This is a genomic window from Halorubrum hochsteinianum, from assembly GCF_023702125.1.
GTDB classification, from domain to species: Archaea; Halobacteriota; Halobacteria; order Halobacteriales; family Haloferacaceae; genus Halorubrum; species Halorubrum hochsteinianum.
Genome location: NZ_CP098415.1, coordinates 2,449,961 through 2,468,603 on the forward strand (window position 1 = coordinate 2,449,961; position 18,643 = coordinate 2,468,603).

The window sequence follows — 18,643 nt, forward strand, 5'->3', positions numbered from 1 at the left end:
CGCCCGGTCGTGTTAACTTAAGCATCGGTTCCAGCAGACGGCGAAGGCTCGGAGCCACGATTCTGCTGCCGTCGGCTCCGCATTTCTAAACGTATTTGAAAACGAAGAGGTCCGTCGTTTTACTTCTCGAAAGACACGTTCGATGGCATTCCGATTTCCATGACGAGTGATTTGAAATCGAAGTGAGGTTCGTGAGAGTGCTGCTGTGAGGTGTCCGCCAGCATCAACGAGAAATAGCGCATCCTCAACGTGGTGTTTCTCTCTAAGATCGCGGAGAAATACCAGCGTGAATTGTTTGCTTTGGACGGGAAATACGTCAACATGGAGGAATTCGTTTGTGCGAGGATCTACAGCAGCATACAGCCAGTATCTGTCCGAATCGATCTGAATCGCAGTCTCATCAACCGCAACGCGATTCGGGCTCGCACCGTCAACTGGCTGTAGGTCGGCCTTTTGAATCCAGTTGTGAATTGCTGTTCGACTCCGCTCGACACCCAACCTTTCAAGATACTGTTTGGTATTCGAGAGTGATAGTCCGGCAAGATGGAGTCGAATACCGGTTTCAATGATCTCGTGGGGTGTCCGCTCACGCTCCACAAACTCCAAGTCGATCCATCCTGTACAGCCGTCGAGGCGGTTGGATTCGGACATAGAGCATTCGAAACACCGGCCGCCTCGTTCTTAACTTAACACCGCCGCCCCGCCCCGCTCACCGATTTAAGTGACCGGCCGTCGTCGGGTCACACATGAGCCTCTACGAGCAGATCGCGGACCTGTCGGTGACCATCGAGTCGGTCGCCCGCCGCCGGCAGACCGCGGACACGACGAGCGGGTTCGAGCGCACGACCACGGAGTACCGGCTCTCAGGCGACGGCGTCGTCGGACGCGGCGAGGACGTCACCTACGAGACCGCCGACCACGACGCGCTCGCCGGGACCGACCCGATCGACGTCGAGGGGGAGTGGACGATCGACGCGCTGTCCGACCGGCTCGACGAGATCGACCTGTTCCACGGGAACCCGCCGGAAAACGAGACCTCGCGGAACTACCGGCGCTGGGCGGTCGAGAGCGCGGCGCTCGATCTGGCCCTCAGACAGCACGAGGAGTCGCTTGGGGAGTTTCTCGGGATCGAGCCGGAGCCGGTCCGGTTCGTCGTCTCGACGCGGCTCGGCGACCCGCCGTCGACCGACCGCGTCGAGGAACTGCTCGCGCGCAACCCCGACCTGGAGTTCAAACTCGACCCGACGCCCGAGTGGCCCGAGGCGGCGTTCGAGACGCTGCGCGAGACCGACGCGGTGCGAATCCTCGACCTCAAGGGCTGGTACGAGGGGACCGACGTCGACGTGGAGCCGGACCCGGAGCTGTACCGCGACGTGTTCGCGGCGTTCCCGGCGGCGGTCGTGGAGGACCCCGCGTTCACGCCGGCCACGAGCGCGCTCGTCGAGCCGCAGGCCGACCGCCTCTCGTTCGACTACCCGATCGACGGCGTCGAGAGCCTCGAATCTCTCCCCGTCGAGCCGGGGTGGTGTAACGTCAAGCCCTCGCGGTTCGGGACCCTCGAATCGCTGTTCGACACCATCGCCTACTGCGAGCGCGAGGGGATCGAACTGTACGGCGGCGGCCAGTTCGAACTCGGAAGCGGGCGCACCGCGATCCAGACGCTCGCGGCGCTCTGCTACCCGGACGCCCCGAACGACGTCGCGCCGCGGGCGTACAACGACCCCGACGCCGAGCCGCCGTATCCCAAGAGCCCGCTCCAGCCGAGCCGCGACGCGGTCGGCTTCGAGTTCTAAGAGTCCCGAACCAAACTGCTCCTCGGTCGTTCACAAATCGAGCCGCGGTGGCGCGTGCCTGCGAGCGTGCCGCCGAAGGCGGCCGCGAGGAGCACGCGCGATGGAGTCGCTGACCCCGGAGCGAAGCGGAGGGGCCAGCGACGAGGCTGGGGAGGCGTGAGGTGCTGTACGGAGCGGTGCGCGGCGGGAATCGAAGGGGCAGCCGCGAGGACGAAGACGCGCGAGGTAAGGACCGCAGGAGCGAACGGAGTGAGCGACGAGGACCGCAGCGAGCGCATCGAGTCCTCCCGGCTGGGGCTTCGGTGGCCGTGTCGTCGACCGCAACCGTGTCGGACCGAGTGCTCGGGGCTCCGGTGGTCGTACCGTTTTGATCCTGTCCAGATCCCTACGAGACGAACTTCAGCAGGTCGTCGCGGTTGTGGTCGTGGAAGCGCGTCCGCAGACACTCCTCTAACGCCTCGATGTCGCCGCGCTTCGCGCAGATCGGGGCCACACGGTCGGACCACTGCTGCCACGGCGGGTACAGCCCGAGACGGTCACAAATCTCATCGAGCCGCTCGTCGAGGTCGTCGATCTTGTCGGTCTTGTTGACGGCGACGATCGGCTCCACGCCAACATCCTTCAAGAAGCCGAACATCTCCACATCGTGGGGGATGTTCCCGCGCTCGCGGTGGCGGTCGATGATGTCCACCGCGGCCTTCCCGTCCAACACGACGACGCCGGCAAGAATGGAGTCGGCGTTGTCCTCCAGGTAGCGGACGATGTCCGTCTTGATCTGCTCGCGGTGTTCGTCCTCGACGCCGGACATGAAGCCGAACCCGGGCAGGTCGGTGAACATGAACCCCTCGCTGGCCCAGTCGAAGTGGTTCGGCTGCCGGGTGACGCCCGGCTTGCCGCCGGTCGAGAAGTCGTGCCCGGTCAGTTCGCGCATCAGCGTGGACTTGCCGACGTTCGATCGTCCCACGAGGACGACCTCGGCGTCGCGGTCCGGCCGGTCTTCGAACATGTCCGACCGTGCGCGCCTGAACGGGTTAAGTGGCCCGTCCGCGCCCGTACCGACCCGCCCGGTCGAACCGGGCACCGCGTCCGCGTCGAGCCCACGCGGACGCGTCCCCGGCGGAACGTTGATGGCCGCGAGCGGCGAGGTCGACGCATGGACAAACAGGCCGTCCGCGAGGCGGTGTGGGACGCCTTCGACGAGGGCGACCAAGGCCGGTTCCCCTTCCCGCCGCACGACCGCATCCCCAACTTCGCCGGGGCCGACGCGGCGGCGGAGCGGCTCGCGGCGACCGCGGCGTGGGAGTCGGCGGCGACGCTGAAGGCCAACCCCGACGCGCCCCAGCTCCCGGTCCGCCGGGCCGCGCTCCGCGCCGGAAAGACGGTCTACGTGGCGCAGCCGCGGCTCCGCGACCCGGATCCGTTCCTCCGACTCGACCCGACGGAGATCCCCCCGGACGAGATCGACGACGCGACCACGGTCTCGGGGGTCTCCGAGTACGGGACGTCGACCGCGCCCGAGGACCTCCCGCACGTCGACCTGATCGTCGCCGGCTCCGTCGGCGTCACGACCGACGGCGCGCGGATCGGGAAGGGAGAGGGGTACAGCGACCTGGAGTGGGCGGTCCTCCGCGAGCTCGACGCGGTCGACACGGACACGACGGTCGCGACGACCGTCCACGAGCTCTCGGTCCTCGACGGCCCCGAGTCCGCCGCGGGCGCGGACGCCGACCTCCCGGGACCAGACGCCCACGACGTTCCCCTCGACCTCGTCGTCACCCCGGAGCGGACGGTCCGCACCGACACGCCGTACGCCCGTCCCTCCGGCGTCGACTGGGACGCGCTCGGCGGGGAGCGGCTGGACGCGATCCCGGTGCTTCGGGAGCGAGCGCCCGGCTCGGAGTGACTCACCGTCTGGCGAATCGCGGGCTGTAACCGACCGACGGACCGCTGGCCGTGGCGGAAGACGAGCGACGACGGAAAAAACCCGGAACCGCTCGGCTCGGTCAGTCGGCGTGCTGCGGCGTCGGCGCTGACCGCTCGGAGCGGTGGTCGGCGACGTGCCCGCACTCGGGACAGACGACGGTGCGCTCGTCGCCGTCGCTGACGACGAGCCACCCGTCCGACAGGGCGCTCTCGAAACGACACTCCGCACAGAAGAGGACCGACTTCCCGCGGGAGGACTGGGGGCCGTTGGCGTCTGCGTTCATGTTCTACTACAGGAGCCGGAGCTATAAGGGTCTTTTTCGACCTGATCGTTCGGCATGGTCGGGGTTCTCATACCGAAATATTTCACGAATCGAGCCAAAACGGATCGATAATTTCGAAACTCGAAAATATACTGATCGGGGACTGTCACCATCGTTCCGGAATAGACCGCCCGCCGCGACCCCGTCGCCGCCCGGTTTCCGCGCCCTACCGCGCCAGCGGCATGTTGTAGCTCGTCTCGGCCTCCATCACGTACTCCCACGTCGCCTCGCACTCGCAGGACACCTGCTCGAAGACGCTCGGGTCCTGCCGCTTGTCGAAGTCCTTGATCGCGGTCTGGACCCGGTCGTCGCACTCGCCGCAGTTGTGCGCGCCGCGGTCGGAGCCGTGGCCGACGGGGTCCGAGACGACGATGGCGTCTGCGTCTGCGGTCTCCTCCAGCACGTGCGCGACCGACCAGAGCCACGGCGGGCGGTAGCCGCCCTCGAAGAACAACTCGTCGACCATCGTGTAGCGCTGGACGTTCGTCGGGTTCATCGAGACGGTGTGACAGCCGTCCACGTCGGCGCACCGCCGGATCGAGTCGACCATGTCGTCGACCGCCTCCGGCTCCGCGAGGAAGGGGGGCTTCATCAGGAGGTACGCCTTGATCCCCACGTCAGCGTCGAACTCGGCGTCCGCGTCCGCGGCCTCCGCGCAGGCGTCCTCGAAGTCGGCGAAGTCGAAGTACTTGTTCACGCAGTCGTGGCGGACGCGGTCGGTCGCGGTCTCTAACCCCACCGCCACGTCGGTCGCGATCCCGCGGTCCGCGAAGTCGGTGATCTTCTCCCGGCTCACGAAGTCCGGCAGCGACTCGACGACGATGCGGTCGCGGCCCGCGAACGTCTCGGCGATGGCCGCCCGCGTCTCCGCGGGCACCTCGCGCTCGTCGAGGAAGGAGCCGGAGGTGTAGATCTTGATCAGCTCGGCCGGCTCGTCGGCCGCCTCGCGCTCGTGGTCGAGGCACGCGTCGATCTGCGTCATGAGGTCCTCGTGGGCGACGCTGCCGCCCTCGACGGACTCGGCGACGTAGCCGCACATCGTGCAGCCGCCGGCGCGGGCCCACCGGCAGCCGCCGGTGTTCAAGATGATCGTGAGGGAGTTCACCACGCCGTCCGGCGTGTTGTCCTCGTCGATCCACACGCGGGTCGGCTCCGTCGGGTCGTACGTCTCCGAGCGCTCGGCGCGGATGTCGCGCATCACGGCGTTGTGCGCGTCCATCCCACGCCCCTGCTCGTACGCGTCGGGGCTCGGCTGACTCATTGCCGGAGGAAGCGGCCGCGCGCGTAAAGCGGTGTCGTCATCGCCGCTCGCCGGCGGCCGAGAGGACCCTCGGAACCCACTCACCCGGCCGATCGCCGCAGAGCGGCGACCGCGGCGACGGCCGCGACGCCGACGGCCGCGCCGACCGCGTTGACCCCGGCGTCGACCCACGCGAACGACCGCCACGCGACCGTCAGCTGCGCGAGCTCCACGCAGAACCCGACCGCGGTCGACGCCACGGCGGCGACGACGGCCCGATCCGTCGCCCGCGTCGCCAGCGCGGCCAGCCCCGCGTACCCGATCAGGTGGAACGCGGCGGTCGGACCGAGGGCCGCGAGGGGACCGACCGGCGCGCCGCCGGCCGGACCGACCGGCGCGCCGCCGGCCGGACCGACCGGCGCGCCGACGGCCGGACCGCCCCCGGGACCGGCGAGCGCGCCCGGCACCGGGAGCAGCGACGCGACGAGCACCACCGCGGCTCCCGCGAGGAACGGCCGCCACGCGCCGCCCCGCTCGCCGGCCGACCGGTCCGCGTCGACGCCGCTCACCGTCTGGCGAGCAGGAGCGCGGCCGCGACGACCCCGAGGAGTACCCCGCCGACCGGTGCCGGGGCCTCGTCGCCGGTCGAATCCCCGACCCCGTCGCTCCCGTTCGCTTCCTCGCCCTCGTTCGCGTCCGTGTTCCCGCTCGCGTTTCCGTCGCTCGCGTCCCCGCCGTCCGTGTCCCCGTCGCTCGCGCTCTCGCCGTCGTCGGTGTCCGCGAACGCCGCGTCGTCGTAGTCGGGCGTGACGACCTCGCCGTCGCCGCCGCCGGAGACGTTGAACGTCACCGACGGGGTCGCCAGCGGCTGCGGGTAGTCGCGCCGGCTGGTGAGGTCCGTGCTCGTCTCCCGGGTCCCGAGTTCCGCGACCGCCGGCTCCGCGTCCGGCTCCACGCGAACGGTGACGGTCGCGACGACCGCCTCGCCGGTGACGCCGGTCGTCGGGTCGTCGAGCGACTGGGACAGCCGCGCGGCCCCCCGCTCGTCGTCGTACTCGACCGACTCGGACACGTCGACGTCCGGCTGCGACCGGTCGTCTCCCGAGGGGGCCTCCCGGAACCAGTCCGCCGACTCGATCTCCGTGACCGTCAGGTACTCGCTCGGGTAGTCGAGTCGGAGCGTGAGCCCGTACACCCCGTCGTCGTCGCGCTCGCCGTCGTTCACCATCGCCACCTCGAAGGCGACCGTGTCGCCGGGCTCGACGTCGAACGACTCCGGCGACACCGAGAGCGCGCCCGCGGTGTCGCCGGCGCTCGCCGGGCCGGCCAGCGCGCCGACCGCGCCGACGAGCAGCGCGACTCCGACGAGGACGGCGAGCGCGGCCCGACCGCTCCGCCGGCCCGGTCTCATTCCGGCACCTCCGCGGTCAGCGTGACCTCGCCCGTCTCCGACAGCGCCGTCTCGTAGCCCGCGTGCCGCGAGACGTTCGGGGCGGTCGCCACCGAGAGCGCCAGTTCATCGCCCGACTCGACGCCGTCGAGGGCGGTCCCGTAGTGGTAGCCGACCGCGTCGTCGAGCGCGGCGTCGAGCGCCCCCGACGCGACGGCGCTCCCGCCGCGGCGCACGGCGTAGTCGAACGCGGCCATCGGGAGCATCGACCGGTTGTACGGCGTCCGGGGCGAGACGAGGAGGTACCGTTTGTCGCCCTCGACGAACCGCGACCCGCCGGGGAGCAGGGCGGTCGCGAGCAGCGCGTCGCCGACGACCGGTTCGCCCAGAAGCCGCCCGGGAAGGTGCGCCGCGGGGGGCAGTTCGCCCTCCTCGGGAGCGCGCCAGTAGGTCCCGTAGCGTCGGTCGCCGACGCGCGCCTCCCACCGCGACTCGCCGCGGTGATCGCGGTCGGCGTCCTGTCGCTGCGCGTCGACGAAGTTCGGCCCCTCGCGGTCGACGTCGCCGTAGCTCCGCCCGCCGCCGCGCCCGAGCGAGCCGTTCGCCATCGCGCCGCGGACGCCCCAGTCGGACTCCTCTTGAACGTACACGATGTCGCCGATCACCGACTCGCGGAACGCCCGATCGTACTCGAAGGTGAACGTCCCGGTCGCCGGCTCCGCGAACCGTCCCGCGAACGACCCGGTCTTTCGGGCGTCGACGGCCCCCACCCGGACCGTCGCCTCGTAGGTGCCGTCGCCGTCCAGCGAGAGGTTGTCGCCGAAGTGGAACCCCATCTCCTGTGAGACCATCGGCCACGGGGTGTGTGGCGTCCCCGACTCGCCCTCGCGGCCGACGGTCACCCGCAGTCCGGTCTCCGCCGGGAGGACGCGCCCGGTCTCGGCGTCGCGGACCGTCACCATCAGGTGGACGTCGTGGTCGTCGGTCGGAGCCGCCGCCTCGACCCGGTCGCCGGTCACGTTCCAGAACCGGTGCGGGTACGTCACCATCGGTTCGAGGAGGTAGTCGCCCGCCTCGACGGGATCTAACCGCCGCATCGCCTCGAAGTGCGTCGGGACGTACGTCGCCGCCGGCGGGTCCTCGACCCGGGGCAGCGACGGGGACCCGCCGTCGTCCCCCGCGTCGTCCCCGCTCCCGTTCGTCGCTTCGTCCCCGCCGCTGTCGGCCCCGCCCGTCGACCCGCCGCCGGCGTCGCCGTCCCCGGAGTTGGTTAAACACCCGCCGAGCGCGCCCACTCCGGCGGTCGCGCCGAGCGCGAGCACGCGGCGGCGGCTGTGCGGTCGCTGCGGTTCGGTCCGGTCGGCCTGTGTCGTGTCGCGTGTCATCTGTCGTGTCTCCGTCGCTCCGAACGCGTCATCGGACCCGCTCCGCGCCGGTCCGGCTGCGGTCCCGAATCCGCTCCTCGAGTCAGTCCCGCCGCGTCACGGCTCGCTCCGCGGGTCCGGGTCGGGGAGCGCGCGCAGGCCGCGGGGCGGCACGAGGAAGTTCCCGCGGCTCCGGACGAACACGTACTGGAGGATCCCGTTGTTGATCCGGCTCCCCACCGCGGTCCCGTCCGCGATGTCCGCGCCGGTCATCGCGTCGCGGACGGCGACGAAGTCGCCGATCGACTCCTGGAGCGTGAGGAAGTGGATCCCCGTGTGGTCGCCGTCGGTCGTCGGGAAGTCGCGCCTGAGTAGCCGCGGTTTTCCGTCCTCGCGGGCGCGTGCCGCCTTCTGTGCGTGCCCGACGACGCCCTCCTCGTGGGCGTACGCGACCGCGTCTTCCGGGAGGTCCGCGACGCCCGGGTCGCTCCCGAGCCGCTCGCCGTACTCGCCGACGCGCCCCTCGTCGGCGTGGGTCGGGCTGAACAGCTTCGCCACGCGCTGCTCGTGGCTCTCCTGTGACCACCAGGCGTCGAGCTGCGTCCGGAGCGTCGAGACCTGCTGGGTCGTCCCGCCGGCGAACGGTCCCCCCTCGATCGTCACCCGGCCTTCGGTGGCCTGCGACTCCGCGAAGCCGTTCGCGAACCCCATGAACAGCTTCGCGCCCTCCGGGACCGGCGCGTCGTCGGGGATCCCGTCCGCGTCGCGATGCTCGCGCGGGAGCCCCGCGCCGATGAATCCGGTCCGCCGGTCGACGGGGTCGAACAGGCCGCTCGCGTCCGTCACCGGGACGCCGTTGGCGGCGGTCGCCCCGCCGAACAGCGCCTCGTCGGCCGCGAGGACCGCCGCCGGCTCGTCTGCGGCCAAGTGGACGAGCGCGTCCGCCTCGTCGATCGACGGGTCCTCCAGCCCGGTCAGCGGTCGCGGGGCCGGGAGATCGACCGACTCCGGGAGCGTTCCCGGCAGCCGGTCGAAGTAGGCGGGCGAGTAGCCCACGGTGAACAGCAGCCCGGCGGCCGAGCGCTCGAACGCGCGTTCGAGGTCAGTGAAGGCCGCCTCGATCCGCTCCCGGGCGTCGGCCCGGGGGGCGTCGCCGCGGTCGACGTCGACGTACCGGAGCACGTGGTGGGTCGGCGGGACGACGTTGCCCGCGTCGTCGCGGTCGAGCGCGTCGTCCCACGCGTGCTGGCGATCCGGGGCCTCGCCGGGGTCGCCGGCGGGCACGCCGTCGAGCGGGCCGCCGTCGGCCGCGTCCGCGTTCCCGCCCCCGTCGGCGTCGCTCGCGTCGAGGCAGGCGCTCAGGCCCGCGACGCCTCCGAGCGCGACGGCGGCCTTCGCGAACTCACGCCGGGACACCGAGTCCGGATCCGGAAGTTCCATTCTGTCGTGTGACCGTTCGTGTCTCGTCGGTAAGACGGCGTCGGCGACCGGCCCCGCCGGCCGCCGGGCCTCGCTCGCGCGACCGTCCCCGCTCTGCTTCCTCGCTCTACTCGTCGGCCGCGCCGTCGTCGCCCCCGTCGCTCGCGCCGTACTTCCCGTAGAGGTACGCCGCGCCCGAGACGCCCGCGGCCCCGGCGAGCGGACCGAACCCGGGCGTGTCGTCGGCGGTCTCGCCGTCGCCGCCGTCCGAACCGTCGGAACCGCCCGAGTCGCTCCCGTCGTCCGAACCGTCGCCGTCGGACCCGTCGGAGCCGCCGTCCGAACCGTCCGAGTCGCTCCCGTCGTCTCCGCCGGACCCGTCATCGGAGTCGTCGCCGTCGGAGCCGTCGTCGCCGCCGACGGTCGCCCGAACGTCCTCGCCGGACAGCGAGGCCCGCAGTTCGTAGTAGTCGTAGCTCGCGTTGACGGGGAGTTCGATCAGTTCGCCGTCGTCGTTCTCGTAGCCGTAGTGGTCGCTGTTCGGGTCGAACCCGCCGACCAGCGACAGCGCGTCGGCCCCGGTGGCGTCGAACGCCTCGACGACGGCCTCCGCGGCGAGTTCGACGACGACCTCGTCGCCCCCGGACACCGACGACGCCTCGACGACGCCGTGACCGGGTGCCACGAGCCGGTAGGTGTCCTCGACGACCGACGAGACCGCGTCCGTCTGCGGGAACGAGACGGTGAGCGCGTCCTCGGTCGCCTCGACGCTCGCGTCCTCGACCACCTCGTCGACGCGGATCATCCGCTCCTCGCGCTCCGGCGCGATCGTGTCGTACTCGGCGTCGAGCGTGTCCTTGACGAACGGCCCCTGGAACTGCCCCGAGTTGAACACGCGGGAGTCCTCGACGAACTCCTCGCTCCGGCCGGCGACGAAGTCGTTCGTCGAGACGAGGTACGTCGCCTCGGGGTCGATCGGCTCCCCGCCGACCCAGACGTTTCGGACCTGCCCCTCGCCGTCGTGGCCGGTCCACTCGTAGGAGACGCCGGACACCTGAATGGCCGGCTGCGCGCCGTAATCGCCCGGCATCGGCCGCACCGACCGCTGGAGGTACGACCGGAGCTGCGCGCCGGTCAGCTCGTAGACGACGATCTCGTTCGGGAACGGCAGGATGTTCATCACGTCGCTGCCGGTGAGGTCGCCGGGACCGTACGTGGACCCCGAGCGGATGCCGCCGGCGTTCTGGACCGCGACGTCGATCTCCTCGTCGAGGTTGCCGACGTCCCGCATCAGGTCGGTCATCAGGTTCCCCCACCCCGTCTCGATCTCGTAGTTGTCGAAGCTGGCGTTGAGCTCGACCTCCGTCTCGACGACGGGCTGGCCGAGGCGCTCCTCGAGGTCCGAGAGGTAGCCGTCCGCGATCTCGGCGATCGACTGGTCCCGCTCGACCGACTGCACGTCGCGCGGCGTGTAGTTCTCGGTCGACTCCGGCGGCGACTCGTCCTCGCCGAGCGCCTCCGAGTCGTAGATGTCGACCCGCTCCCACTCCGAGAGCTCGCCCGTCTCGACGTCGAAGGTCAGCCGCCCGATGTGGTCGAACTCGTCGCCGAACTCGGCGACCGTCGTCCCCTCGATGGTCTCCGGCTCCTCGTAGACGACGTTGGAGTGCGACCCGACGATGGCGTCGACGCCGTCGACCGCCGCGATGGTCTCGTGAACGCCGCTGGAGACGTGCGACGCGCAGACGATGAAGTCCGTCTCGGGTTCGAGCGCCTCGACGGCGGCCTCGGCGGCCTCCGTGTAGCCGAGCACCTGCCAGTCCTCGGGGTAGTCCGTGATGTCGTAGAAGCCGGTGGTGCCCATCCCGAAGACGCCGACGGTGTAGCTCCCGACCTCGACGGTCGTCCACCGCTCCGTCCCGGGGACCGGCTCCCCCTCCGGCGTGAGGAGGTTGGCGATCACCCACGGGAACTCGGAGGCCTCGAACCGTTCGCTCGCGGTGTCGACACCGAAGTCGAACTCGTGATTTCCCGCCCCGACGGCGTCCGGCCCCATCTCGTTTAGCGCCTCGACCATGTGCTCGCCCTCGAACTCCAAGCCGAGGACCGACGGCGCGAGGTCGTCGCCGTTCCCGAGGAAGGCCGTGTTCGGGTACTCGCTGCGGAACTCCTCGACGATGGCGTAGTAGCGCGCGATGTCTATCGCGCCGTTGCCCGCGTCCTCGAACCGGCCGTGGAAGTGCGTGTCGTGGACGAGCGTGAGCGTCCCGTCGTCCTGCGCGGCCGCGCCGCCCGTCGCCCCGGTTCCGAGGGCACCGACGGTTACCCCGCCCGCGGCCGCCGCCAGCAGGCGACGGCGCGTCTCATCGACGACCTCCTCCGACCGCGTGTCTTGCGACATAGTTCCGTAAGACGGAGAGACGCTATTAAACATTTACATGCCGGATAAGTGGTGGTACCGAGCGCTATATATCCACGAACGTGTGGTGTCGGCTCGGACGGTGGCGGCTTCGCGGGCAACCGGACCGATTCCCCCGGATCCGAACCTGTCAGTCGGTATGATTTCCCCTCGACCGAGGACGGCGGACGCGCGTAACTCCTATCGGTTACGTCGGCGTGTGAAGGAATAACCGTGCGCAGTACAAACATAATGAACGAGAATTACATGACTGAAATGGGCGGCTACAGAGACCGTGTGGCACAGGTCGACCTCACCGGTGGCGACGTCAGCTACCGCGGGATCGACGAGGAGGACGCGGAGAAGTACATCGGCGCGCGCGGGCTCGGCGTCAAGTACGTCTTCGACAAGGGTCCCGACGTGGACCCGCTGGGACCGGAGAACCGACTGGCGTTCATGACCGGACCGCTGACGGGCACCCAGACCGTGATGAGCGGCCGGATCGCGCTGGTGACGAAGTCCCCGCTGACGGGCACCGTCACCGACTCGCACCACGGCGGCTGGTCCGGCGCGCGGCTCAAGTGGGCCGGGCTGGACGGCATCCTGCTCGACGGCGAGAGCGACGAGCCGGTGTACCTGTTCGTCGAGGACGGCGACGTCGAGGTACGCGACGCCTCGCACCTCTGGGGACAGGGCGTCCACGACACGATCGACCAGATCGGCGAGGAGGTCGACGGCAAGGTCGGCCGTAACGTCTCCGTGATGGCGATCGGGCAGGGCGGCGAGAACGAGGTCCGGTACGGCTGCGTCATCAACGAGGACGACCGCGCCTCGGGCCGCGGCGGCACCGGGGCCGTGATGGGCGCGAAGAACGTCAAGGCGGTCGTCGTGAAGTCGGGGACCGACATGCCGAAGCCCGCCGACCCGGAGACGTTCCAGGAGGGCTACCAGCAGGCGATGGAGGTCATCCGCGAGTCCGACGTCACCGCGCCCAACGAGGGCGGGCTCTCGATGTACGGGACGAACGTCCTGATGAACGCGACCGAGGAGATGGACGGCCTCCCGACGAAGAACGCGAAGTACACCTCGACGGAGGAGTACGGCGAGACCGAGGGCGTCGACATGCAGGCGGAGCGCGTCTCCGGCGAGAACGTCCGCGAGAACATCCTCGTCGACGAGCCGACCTGTCACTCCTGTCCGGTCGCGTGTAAGAAGGAGGTCGAGGTCAACGTCACCCACAAGGGGCAGGAGATGAACGTCCGCACGGAGTCGTACGAGTACGAGTCCGCGTGGGCGCTCGGCCCGAACTCGGGCCACTCCGACCGCGACGAGATCGCGCTGATGCTCCAGCGCTGTAACGACCTCGGCATCGACACCATCGAGGCCGGCAACATGATGGCGATGGCGATGGAGATGAGCGAGGAGGGCAAACTCGACGGCGTCGGCCACCTCGACTGGGGGGACTCCGAGACGATGATCGACCTCATCGAGGAGATCGGTCACCGCTCGTCGGACCTCGGCGACCTCCTCGCGGAGGGCCCCGAGCGCGTCGCGGACGCGAAGGACGCGCACGGCAACAAGCTCTCGGTCAAGGGCCAGACGATGGCCGCCTACGACCCGCGCTGTATGAAGGGCATGGGGATCGCGTACGCGACCTCCAACCGCGGTGCCTGCCACCTGCGCGGCTACACGCCGGCCGCCGAGATCCTCGGCATCCCGGAGAAGGTCGATCCGTACGAGTGGGAGGGGAAGGGCGAACTCACCGCCACCTTCCAGGACCTCCACGCCGTCTCGGACTCGTTCGACATCTGTAAGTTCAGCGCGTTCGCCGAGGGGATCGAGGAGTACGTGCTCCAGTACAACGGCATGACCGGCCGCGACCTCTCGGAGGACGACCTGTTCGAGGCGGGCGAGCGCGTCTACAACCTCGAACGCTACTACAACAACCTCGTCGGCTTCGACGGCGCGGACGACACGCTGCCGAACCGCTTCGTCGAGGGCCACCCGGACGCCATCCCCGGCACGGGCGCGAGCGAGGGCGAACTCGTCGAACTCGACCAGCTGAAGGCCGAGTACTACGAGACCCGCGACTGGGTCGACGGCGTCGTTCCGGACGAGAAGCTCGCCGAGCTCGACATCGACATCGGGCCTGGCACCGGCGTCTCCGCCGGTGACTCGGCGGCTCCCGCCGACGACTGACGACGGCCGCGTCGCGGCCGACGACCGGCGTCCATTTTTAACTTATTCGCCCGGGTAGCGTCGCCCATGGCGTACGACCCGCTCTCGCCCGCCGAAGCCCTCCGCACGCCCGCGGGTGCGATCCTCGCGGCGTCGAGCCTCCTCGCGTTTGGATACTCGCTGGTGTTCGTCGGACGGGCCCTGTTGGGCCTCCTCGTCGTCGCCGTCCTCTCGGTCGGACCGTACCTCTGGTATCGCGTCTTCGCGGCCGTCGACGCGGTCGCGGACGGCGTCCAGCGACTCGCGGCGGCCCGCGAGCGGGAGGTCGCGGCCGATCGGTCCGGCACCGGGCGCTCCGGCACCGACCGGACGGGAACCGACCGGGACGACGCCCGCCGCGAGTCGACCGCGACGTCGACGACCGAGCGCGTGACCGATCGGGAGCGCTGACGACGCTGGAGAGCGCCGACCGACTCCGGCTCGCCCGCTCCGTTCCGTCCCGACTCTTTAACACGGATCGCGTCGACCGCCGGGTATGAACTGGCGACTCCTCGCGGCGTTCGGGGTCGGCGTGACCGCGTTCCTGACGGTGGCCGCGGCGGTCACGGAACTCCTCGGGTCGGTCGTCGAGTTCTCCGCGTTCGTCGGCCTCCCGGTCGGACTCCTCGCCGGCGCTGCGACCGCGGCGGCGACGTGGGCCCGCCTCTGGAACGCCCCGGGGGCCCGCCCGGCCCTGCTCGGCGTCGCGACCGTCGGCTACGCGGCGTGCGTCGTCGCGGCCGCCTCGTACGCGGTCTCCGCGGTCCGCGGGCTCGTGACCGTCGAGCGCGCGCTCGTCCTCGCCGGCGTCGCCGGCCTCGTCGCCTTCGCGCTCGCGAGGCGGGAGCCGGACCGGTTCGACTGATCGGAAGGCGATCCGGTGAGAAAGGTTCGAGCCGCCCGCCTCACGCGAACACGACGAACCGGAACAGCCACAGCGCGAGCATCCCGCTCGCGATGGTGGCGAACACGTCTTCGGTCCGCCACGCGACCGCGCCGGCGACGAGGCCCGCGATCAGCCGCTCGTCGAGCAGCGTCGCGGCGACCGACGGGCGCGGCGTCACCAGGTCGGGGAGGACCAGCGCCGCCAGCACCGCGGGCGGGACGTACCGCAGCGGGCGCTGGAGCCGCGTCGGGACCCCGTCGATCCGGCCGAACAGGTGGATGAAGGAGAGCCGGATGCCGTAGGTGATCGCGCCGATCGCGAGGATGGCGACCCAGGCGCGCGGAGAGGCGATCAGCCCGCCGAGCGCGCCGGTCACGACGCCGTCACCCCCGCCGATTCCGCGCCGGGCTCCGTCACGACGCCGTCACCTCTGCCAGCAGTCCGGCGGCGATCCCGCACAGCGCGCCGGCGAGCAGGCCGAGGTTGAGCGGGAGTCCGACCGCGGCGACGGCGACCGCACCGCCGGCGACGCCGGCGACGGTCGTCGGTCGGTCCTTCATCGCGGGAACGAGGAGCGCGAGGAAGACGAGCGGCACCGCGAAGGTGAGCCCCCACGCGTCGGGGACGCCGGCACCGAGGACGACGCCCGCGACCGTCCCGATCTGCCAGACGATCCACAGCGACGCGGCCGCGCCGAGGTAGTAGCGCCAGCGGCTGCGCTCCGGGTTCTCGTCGAACTCGGCGACCGACAGCGCGTACGCCTGATCCGTGAGCAGGTACGCCAGTCCCGTGCGGAGCCGGCGGCCGTAGTCGGCGAAGTGGGGCGCGATGGAGGCGGAGTACATCAGCATCCGGAGGTTGATCACCGCGGCCGTGCCGACAACGACCGCGAGGGGGGCGTTCTCGCCGAGCAGCTCCAGCGCCGCCAGTTGGGACGCCCCCGCGAACACGATCACCGACATGCCGACCGCCTCGGCGAGCCCGAGTCCGGCGTCGACGGCGGCGATGCCGGCCACGAGCGAGAAGGGCGCGATACCGAGGATAAGCGGGGAAACGTCCCGAACGCCCGCGAGCAGGTCCTCGTCGAGGACGGGCCCGCGCACGGCTACGGATCCCTCGGGTACGGCGGCTCGTCGTACTTCGCCGCGAGCCGGTCGGCGTGTTCCAGCTTCGTGTTCGCCTTGCGGAAGGTGCCGAGGAGCGTGTGTATCTCGCGTTCCGTCGGGTGCGCGCGGCCCATGAGCCGCCGCATCAGCAGCGCGTTCTTCTCGCGGACGTGGTCGCGCTGCCCCGTCGACGCGAGGAAGTCGTCGAAGAAGTCGTGGAAGCGCTCGACGTCGTTCTCCGGCGCGCGGGTCACCTCGGTGTCGGGGAGCTGCGTCTCCCCGACGGTCAGATCGCGGAGTTCGTACAGGAGCACCGTCGCTGCCTGTCCGAGGTTCAACACCGGGTAGTCCTCGTCGGCCGGGATCGAACACACCTCGTCGAGCCGCGAGAGCTCCTCGTTGTTGAGGCCGCGCCCCTCGCGGCCGAAGACGATCGCGGTGGGTGCGTCGACCGTCTTCAGCGACTCACGCAGTTCGACGGGCGTCTTGAACGGGAACCGCTCGTGGCTGCGGTCGTCCTCGCCCGTGATCGCGGTGGTCCCGACCGTGTGGTAGTTCGCGACGACCTCGTCGAAGGTGACCTCGTCGGCGTTCGGCAGCACGTCCTCGCGGGCGTGGCCGGCGAAGCCGTACGCCTCGCCGTCCTCCTTCAGCTCCGGCGGGTCGACCAGCTTGAGGTCGGTGAGCCCGAAGTTCTTCATCGCCCGCGCGATGGTGCCGACGTTGCCGGGCGTCTCCGGCTCGACGACGACGACGACCGGTTTCCGACGGTCGGCCCCCGTCTCCGAGCGTTCCGCGGTCTCGTCTTCCGTCGTCGCGGCCGTTTCCTCCGCTCCCTCGCCGCTCATCGGTCGGACGGGTAGTCGGTCGAGAGGTCGAGGTCGGACTCCACGACCTCCTCGTCGGTCACGGCCTCGTCCTCGTCTGCCCGCTCGCCGGCGAGTTCGAGGATGTCGATCCGCTCGCCCTCGAACCCCTCTTCGAGCCGCTCTTGCACCTCCTGCTGGTCGGGGAGGTCGGGGAGCCCGTCGGGGTCCTCCTCGACGTGCTCGACGGAGGCGTACCCCTCCGGGGCCTCGTTGCCCGCGGCGACCCACTCGTGGAAGCGGTCGGCGAACTCGACGGTCCCCTTGTGGTCGCTGCCGCCCTCTTCGCGGAACCAGTAGAGCAGGTCCGGCTCGTGTTCGGGGCAGAGCAGCACCTCGCCGTCCGGCTCGCCGTACACGATCTCCGCCTCCCGACACCGGTGGATCTCCGCCTCGCCGTAGTCGAGGTAGCAGACGTCGCAGGGCTCCTCGACGAGGGAGACGAGCCGCAGGAGTCGCTCTCGCGGGTCCTCGGGGATCTCGTCGAGGGGCTTGAGCTCCTCGTCGTCGGTGAATATCTCGTCCTCCTCGAAGCGCCATCCACGGAGGCCGATGCTCACTTTCGCCATGGGCACGCTACGCTCCGGCGGCGATAAAAGCGCGTCCTTCCCGGCACGAGGGCGGTCGCTACGCCGGTACGAAGCCGGTCGCTACGCCGGCGCGACGACGCCGACCCCGAGCGCGCTCGCGGTCGTCGTGATCTCGGTCACTTCGACGGGCCCTTCGGACGAGAAGGTGTAGACGGCGACGAAGGCGACGGCGAGCAGCACCGCGAGGACGCCGAAGGCGAGGGCCCACTGCCGCCGCCCCGCCGTCGAGAGTCCGAGCCGGTCGCCGAGGAGGTCGGCGGCGAGCACGCCGCCGACGACGAGCGAAAGTCCGATCGCGACGACGTGGACGCCCCCCAGCGGCGACGCGGGGAGGAGCAGGACGCCGACCAGCGCGACCGCCCCGCCGAGAACTACGGCCGCGCCCCCGACGAGGGATTCCGGGGTCGCGACGGCTCGACGGTTCGACGACGTGATGCGGGGGTCGTTCATGTGTCCCGTGGCTCCCCCCAGCGTGATAACCGTTTCCGGGGCCGTGACGGCACGCCGCCCGCGGGCCGTTTATACGTCCGGCGACCCTCCTCCGCGCCATGAGGCGACGGCGACTCCTCGGGCTGGCCGCGGCCGCGACCGCCGGGACCGCGGCCGGCTGTCTGGGCGGCGGTCCGACGGCAGGCGAGGGTAGTGGGGACGGCGGAGGCGACGGTGAGGACGATGGTGAGGGAGACGGCTCAGGCAGCGACGGAGACGGCGTCGACTGGCCGACCGGGACGTACGCCGACTACGAGACGACGACGGTGACAGTCGAGAATTCGGCGGGCGAGGAACTCGGGTCGGTGACGGCCGCCATCGCGGACGACGGGGAGAAAAGGCCGCTCGGGCTCAGCGACGCCGAGGCGCTTCCGGAGGACGGCGGGATGCTGTTCACCTACGCCTCGCCGCGCGACCTGACGTTTATCATGCCGGACATGAGCTTCGGGATCGACATCGTCTTCGTTGGCGGCGACCGCGAGATAACCCGAATTCACAACGCGCCCGAACCCGGTCCGAACGAGGACGGAAGCGAGCAGAAGTATCCCGGCTCGGGGCAGTACGTGTTGGAAGTCCCCTACGAGTGGACCGACCGACACGGCGTCGAGGTCGGGGACTCGCTGGCGTTCGACCTGTGAT

At 70.4% G+C, this 18,643-nt stretch carries 20 protein-coding genes; 6 read left to right on the forward strand and 14 right to left on the reverse strand.

Going from position 1 to position 18,643, the window contains the following annotated elements; translation table 11 throughout:
- Positions 1-12: 12 nt before the first annotated feature.
- Positions 13-651 (reverse strand): IS6 family transposase, encoded by a 639-nt coding sequence (locus NAF06_RS12425; protein ID WP_008586413.1) that lies wholly within the window; start codon positions 649-651, stop codon positions 13-15.
- Positions 652-746: 95 nt separating this feature from the next.
- On the opposite strand from NAF06_RS12425, the gene NAF06_RS12430 reads away from it, so the two are divergent.
- Positions 747-1,793: an enolase-like domain-containing protein gene (locus tag NAF06_RS12430; RefSeq protein WP_008580814.1), complete on the forward strand. Its 1,047-nt coding sequence runs from the start codon at positions 747-749 to the stop codon at positions 1,791-1,793.
- Between the two features lie 385 nt (positions 1,794-2,178).
- On the opposite strand, the gene engB is transcribed toward NAF06_RS12430, so the two are convergent.
- Positions 2,179-2,799 carry a GTP-binding protein EngB gene (gene engB / locus NAF06_RS12435; RefSeq protein WP_008580816.1) on the reverse strand — a complete coding sequence of 207 codons (621 nt, stop codon included), beginning with the start codon at positions 2,797-2,799 and terminating at the stop codon, positions 2,179-2,181.
- A gap of 147 nt (positions 2,800-2,946) precedes the next feature.
- On the opposite strand from engB, the gene NAF06_RS12440 reads away from it, so the two are divergent.
- Complete coding sequence (locus tag NAF06_RS12440; RefSeq protein WP_008580818.1) at positions 2,947-3,696, forward strand: 5-formyltetrahydrofolate cyclo-ligase; 750 nt, start codon at positions 2,947-2,949, stop codon at positions 3,694-3,696.
- A 100-nt stretch (positions 3,697-3,796) separates the two neighbouring features.
- On the opposite strand, the gene NAF06_RS12445 is transcribed toward NAF06_RS12440, so the two are convergent.
- From NAF06_RS12445 to NAF06_RS12475, 7 genes are all read right to left on the reverse strand, one after another.
- Entirely contained in the window at positions 3,797-4,000 is a 204-nt protein-coding gene (locus tag NAF06_RS12445; RefSeq protein ID WP_008580820.1) for a DUF8106 domain-containing protein, read from the reverse strand.
- A 205-nt stretch (positions 4,001-4,205) separates the two neighbouring features.
- Positions 4,206-5,300, reverse strand: coding sequence for an archaeosine biosynthesis radical SAM protein RaSEA (locus NAF06_RS12450; RefSeq protein ID WP_008580822.1), 1,095 nt, complete (start codon positions 5,298-5,300; stop codon positions 4,206-4,208).
- Between the two features lie 80 nt (positions 5,301-5,380).
- A complete protein-coding gene (locus tag NAF06_RS12455) occupies positions 5,381-5,848 on the reverse strand; it encodes a hypothetical protein (protein ID WP_251106164.1) in 468 nt (155 codons plus the stop codon).
- Complete coding sequence (locus tag NAF06_RS12460; protein ID WP_008580826.1) at positions 5,845-6,690, reverse strand: cellulosome anchoring protein cohesin region; 846 nt, start codon at positions 6,688-6,690, stop codon at positions 5,845-5,847. The genes NAF06_RS12455 and NAF06_RS12460 overlap by 4 nt, the downstream gene beginning before the upstream one ends.
- Positions 6,687-8,054 (reverse strand): DUF7350 domain-containing protein, encoded by a 1,368-nt coding sequence (locus tag NAF06_RS12465; protein WP_008580828.1) that lies wholly within the window; start codon positions 8,052-8,054, stop codon positions 6,687-6,689. Before NAF06_RS12465 ends, NAF06_RS12460 begins: the two co-directional genes overlap by 4 nt.
- 96 nt (positions 8,055-8,150) lie before the next feature.
- A complete protein-coding gene (locus tag NAF06_RS12470; RefSeq protein WP_008580831.1) occupies positions 8,151-9,473 on the reverse strand; it encodes a DUF7405 family protein in 1,323 nt (440 codons plus the stop codon).
- 106 nt (positions 9,474-9,579) lie between these two features.
- Complete coding sequence (locus NAF06_RS12475; RefSeq protein WP_008580833.1) at positions 9,580-11,853, reverse strand: bifunctional metallophosphatase/5'-nucleotidase; 2,274 nt, start codon at positions 11,851-11,853, stop codon at positions 9,580-9,582.
- Between the two features lie 264 nt (positions 11,854-12,117).
- Here NAF06_RS12475 and NAF06_RS12480 point away from each other — a divergent pair, with 264 nt between their 5' ends.
- From NAF06_RS12480 to NAF06_RS12490, 3 genes are all read left to right on the forward strand, one after another.
- A complete protein-coding gene (locus tag NAF06_RS12480; RefSeq protein ID WP_008580835.1) occupies positions 12,118-14,049 on the forward strand; it encodes an aldehyde ferredoxin oxidoreductase family protein in 1,932 nt (643 codons plus the stop codon).
- Between the two features lie 66 nt (positions 14,050-14,115).
- The gene (locus tag NAF06_RS12485; RefSeq protein WP_008580837.1) at positions 14,116-14,478 is read left to right on the forward strand and encodes a DUF8066 domain-containing protein; all 363 of its coding nucleotides are present in this window, start codon (positions 14,116-14,118) and stop codon (positions 14,476-14,478) included.
- A gap of 85 nt (positions 14,479-14,563) precedes the next feature.
- Positions 14,564-14,932 (forward strand): DUF8147 domain-containing protein, encoded by a 369-nt coding sequence (locus NAF06_RS12490; protein WP_008580839.1) that lies wholly within the window; start codon positions 14,564-14,566, stop codon positions 14,930-14,932.
- Between the two features lie 40 nt (positions 14,933-14,972).
- Here the strand turns inward: NAF06_RS12490 and NAF06_RS12495 are convergent, their stop codons facing one another.
- The 5 genes from NAF06_RS12495 to NAF06_RS12515 all read right to left on the reverse strand — a co-directional run bounded on the left by NAF06_RS12495 (position 14,973) and on the right by NAF06_RS12515 (position 17,965).
- Complete coding sequence (locus NAF06_RS12495; RefSeq protein ID WP_006630051.1) at positions 14,973-15,329, reverse strand: AzlD domain-containing protein; 357 nt, start codon at positions 15,327-15,329, stop codon at positions 14,973-14,975.
- Between the two features lie 37 nt (positions 15,330-15,366).
- On the reverse strand, positions 15,367-16,056 hold the full coding sequence (locus tag NAF06_RS12500; RefSeq protein WP_008580844.1) for an AzlC family ABC transporter permease: 690 nt from the start codon (positions 16,054-16,056) through the stop codon (positions 15,367-15,369).
- Between the two features lie 2 nt (positions 16,057-16,058).
- A complete protein-coding gene (locus NAF06_RS12505; protein WP_008580846.1) occupies positions 16,059-16,907 on the reverse strand; it encodes an RNA methyltransferase in 849 nt (282 codons plus the stop codon).
- Complete coding sequence (locus NAF06_RS12510; RefSeq protein WP_008580848.1) at positions 16,904-17,494, reverse strand: DUF8114 family protein; 591 nt, start codon at positions 17,492-17,494, stop codon at positions 16,904-16,906. Before NAF06_RS12510 ends, NAF06_RS12505 begins: the two co-directional genes overlap by 4 nt.
- A gap of 81 nt (positions 17,495-17,575) precedes the next feature.
- Positions 17,576-17,965: a Re/Si-specific NAD(P)(+) transhydrogenase subunit beta gene (locus tag NAF06_RS12515; protein ID WP_008580850.1), complete on the reverse strand. Its 390-nt coding sequence runs from the start codon at positions 17,963-17,965 to the stop codon at positions 17,576-17,578.
- Between the two features lie 98 nt (positions 17,966-18,063).
- Between NAF06_RS12515 and NAF06_RS12520 the strand changes: the two genes are divergently transcribed.
- Complete coding sequence (locus NAF06_RS12520) at positions 18,064-18,642, forward strand: DUF192 domain-containing protein (RefSeq protein WP_008580852.1); 579 nt, start codon at positions 18,064-18,066, stop codon at positions 18,640-18,642.
- Position 18,643: the final 1 nt, after the last annotated feature.

Coding starts and splice junctions, on each gene's coding strand:
- NAF06_RS12430 (WP_008580814.1), top strand. CDS start 747: ATGAGCCTCTACGAGCAGATCGCGGACCTGTCGGTGACCATCGAGTCG.
- NAF06_RS12425 (WP_008586413.1), bottom strand. CDS start 651: ATGTCCGAATCCAACCGCCTCGACGGCTGTACAGGATGGATCGACTTG.
- NAF06_RS12470 (WP_008580831.1), bottom strand. CDS start 9,473: ATGGAACTTCCGGATCCGGACTCGGTGTCCCGGCGTGAGTTCGCGAAG.
- NAF06_RS12460 (WP_008580826.1), bottom strand. CDS start 6,690: ATGAGACCGGGCCGGCGGAGCGGTCGGGCCGCGCTCGCCGTCCTCGTC.
- NAF06_RS12465 (WP_008580828.1), bottom strand. CDS start 8,054: ATGACACGCGACACGACACAGGCCGACCGGACCGAACCGCAGCGACCG.
- engB (WP_008580816.1), bottom strand. CDS start 2,799: ATGTTCGAAGACCGGCCGGACCGCGACGCCGAGGTCGTCCTCGTGGGA.
- NAF06_RS12520 (WP_008580852.1), top strand. CDS start 18,064: ATGAGGCGACGGCGACTCCTCGGGCTGGCCGCGGCCGCGACCGCCGGG.
- NAF06_RS12505 (WP_008580846.1), bottom strand. CDS start 16,907: ATGAGCGGCGAGGGAGCGGAGGAAACGGCCGCGACGACGGAAGACGAG.
- NAF06_RS12515 (WP_008580850.1), bottom strand. CDS start 17,965: ATGAACGACCCCCGCATCACGTCGTCGAACCGTCGAGCCGTCGCGACC.
- NAF06_RS12510 (WP_008580848.1), bottom strand. CDS start 17,494: ATGGCGAAAGTGAGCATCGGCCTCCGTGGATGGCGCTTCGAGGAGGAC.
- NAF06_RS12490 (WP_008580839.1), top strand. CDS start 14,564: ATGAACTGGCGACTCCTCGCGGCGTTCGGGGTCGGCGTGACCGCGTTC.
- NAF06_RS12480 (WP_008580835.1), top strand. CDS start 12,118: ATGACTGAAATGGGCGGCTACAGAGACCGTGTGGCACAGGTCGACCTC.
- NAF06_RS12475 (WP_008580833.1), bottom strand. CDS start 11,853: ATGTCGCAAGACACGCGGTCGGAGGAGGTCGTCGATGAGACGCGCCGT.
- NAF06_RS12440 (WP_008580818.1), top strand. CDS start 2,947: ATGGACAAACAGGCCGTCCGCGAGGCGGTGTGGGACGCCTTCGACGAG.
- NAF06_RS12445 (WP_008580820.1), bottom strand. CDS start 4,000: ATGAACGCAGACGCCAACGGCCCCCAGTCCTCCCGCGGGAAGTCGGTC.
- NAF06_RS12485 (WP_008580837.1), top strand. CDS start 14,116: ATGGCGTACGACCCGCTCTCGCCCGCCGAAGCCCTCCGCACGCCCGCG.
- NAF06_RS12450 (WP_008580822.1), bottom strand. CDS start 5,300: ATGAGTCAGCCGAGCCCCGACGCGTACGAGCAGGGGCGTGGGATGGAC.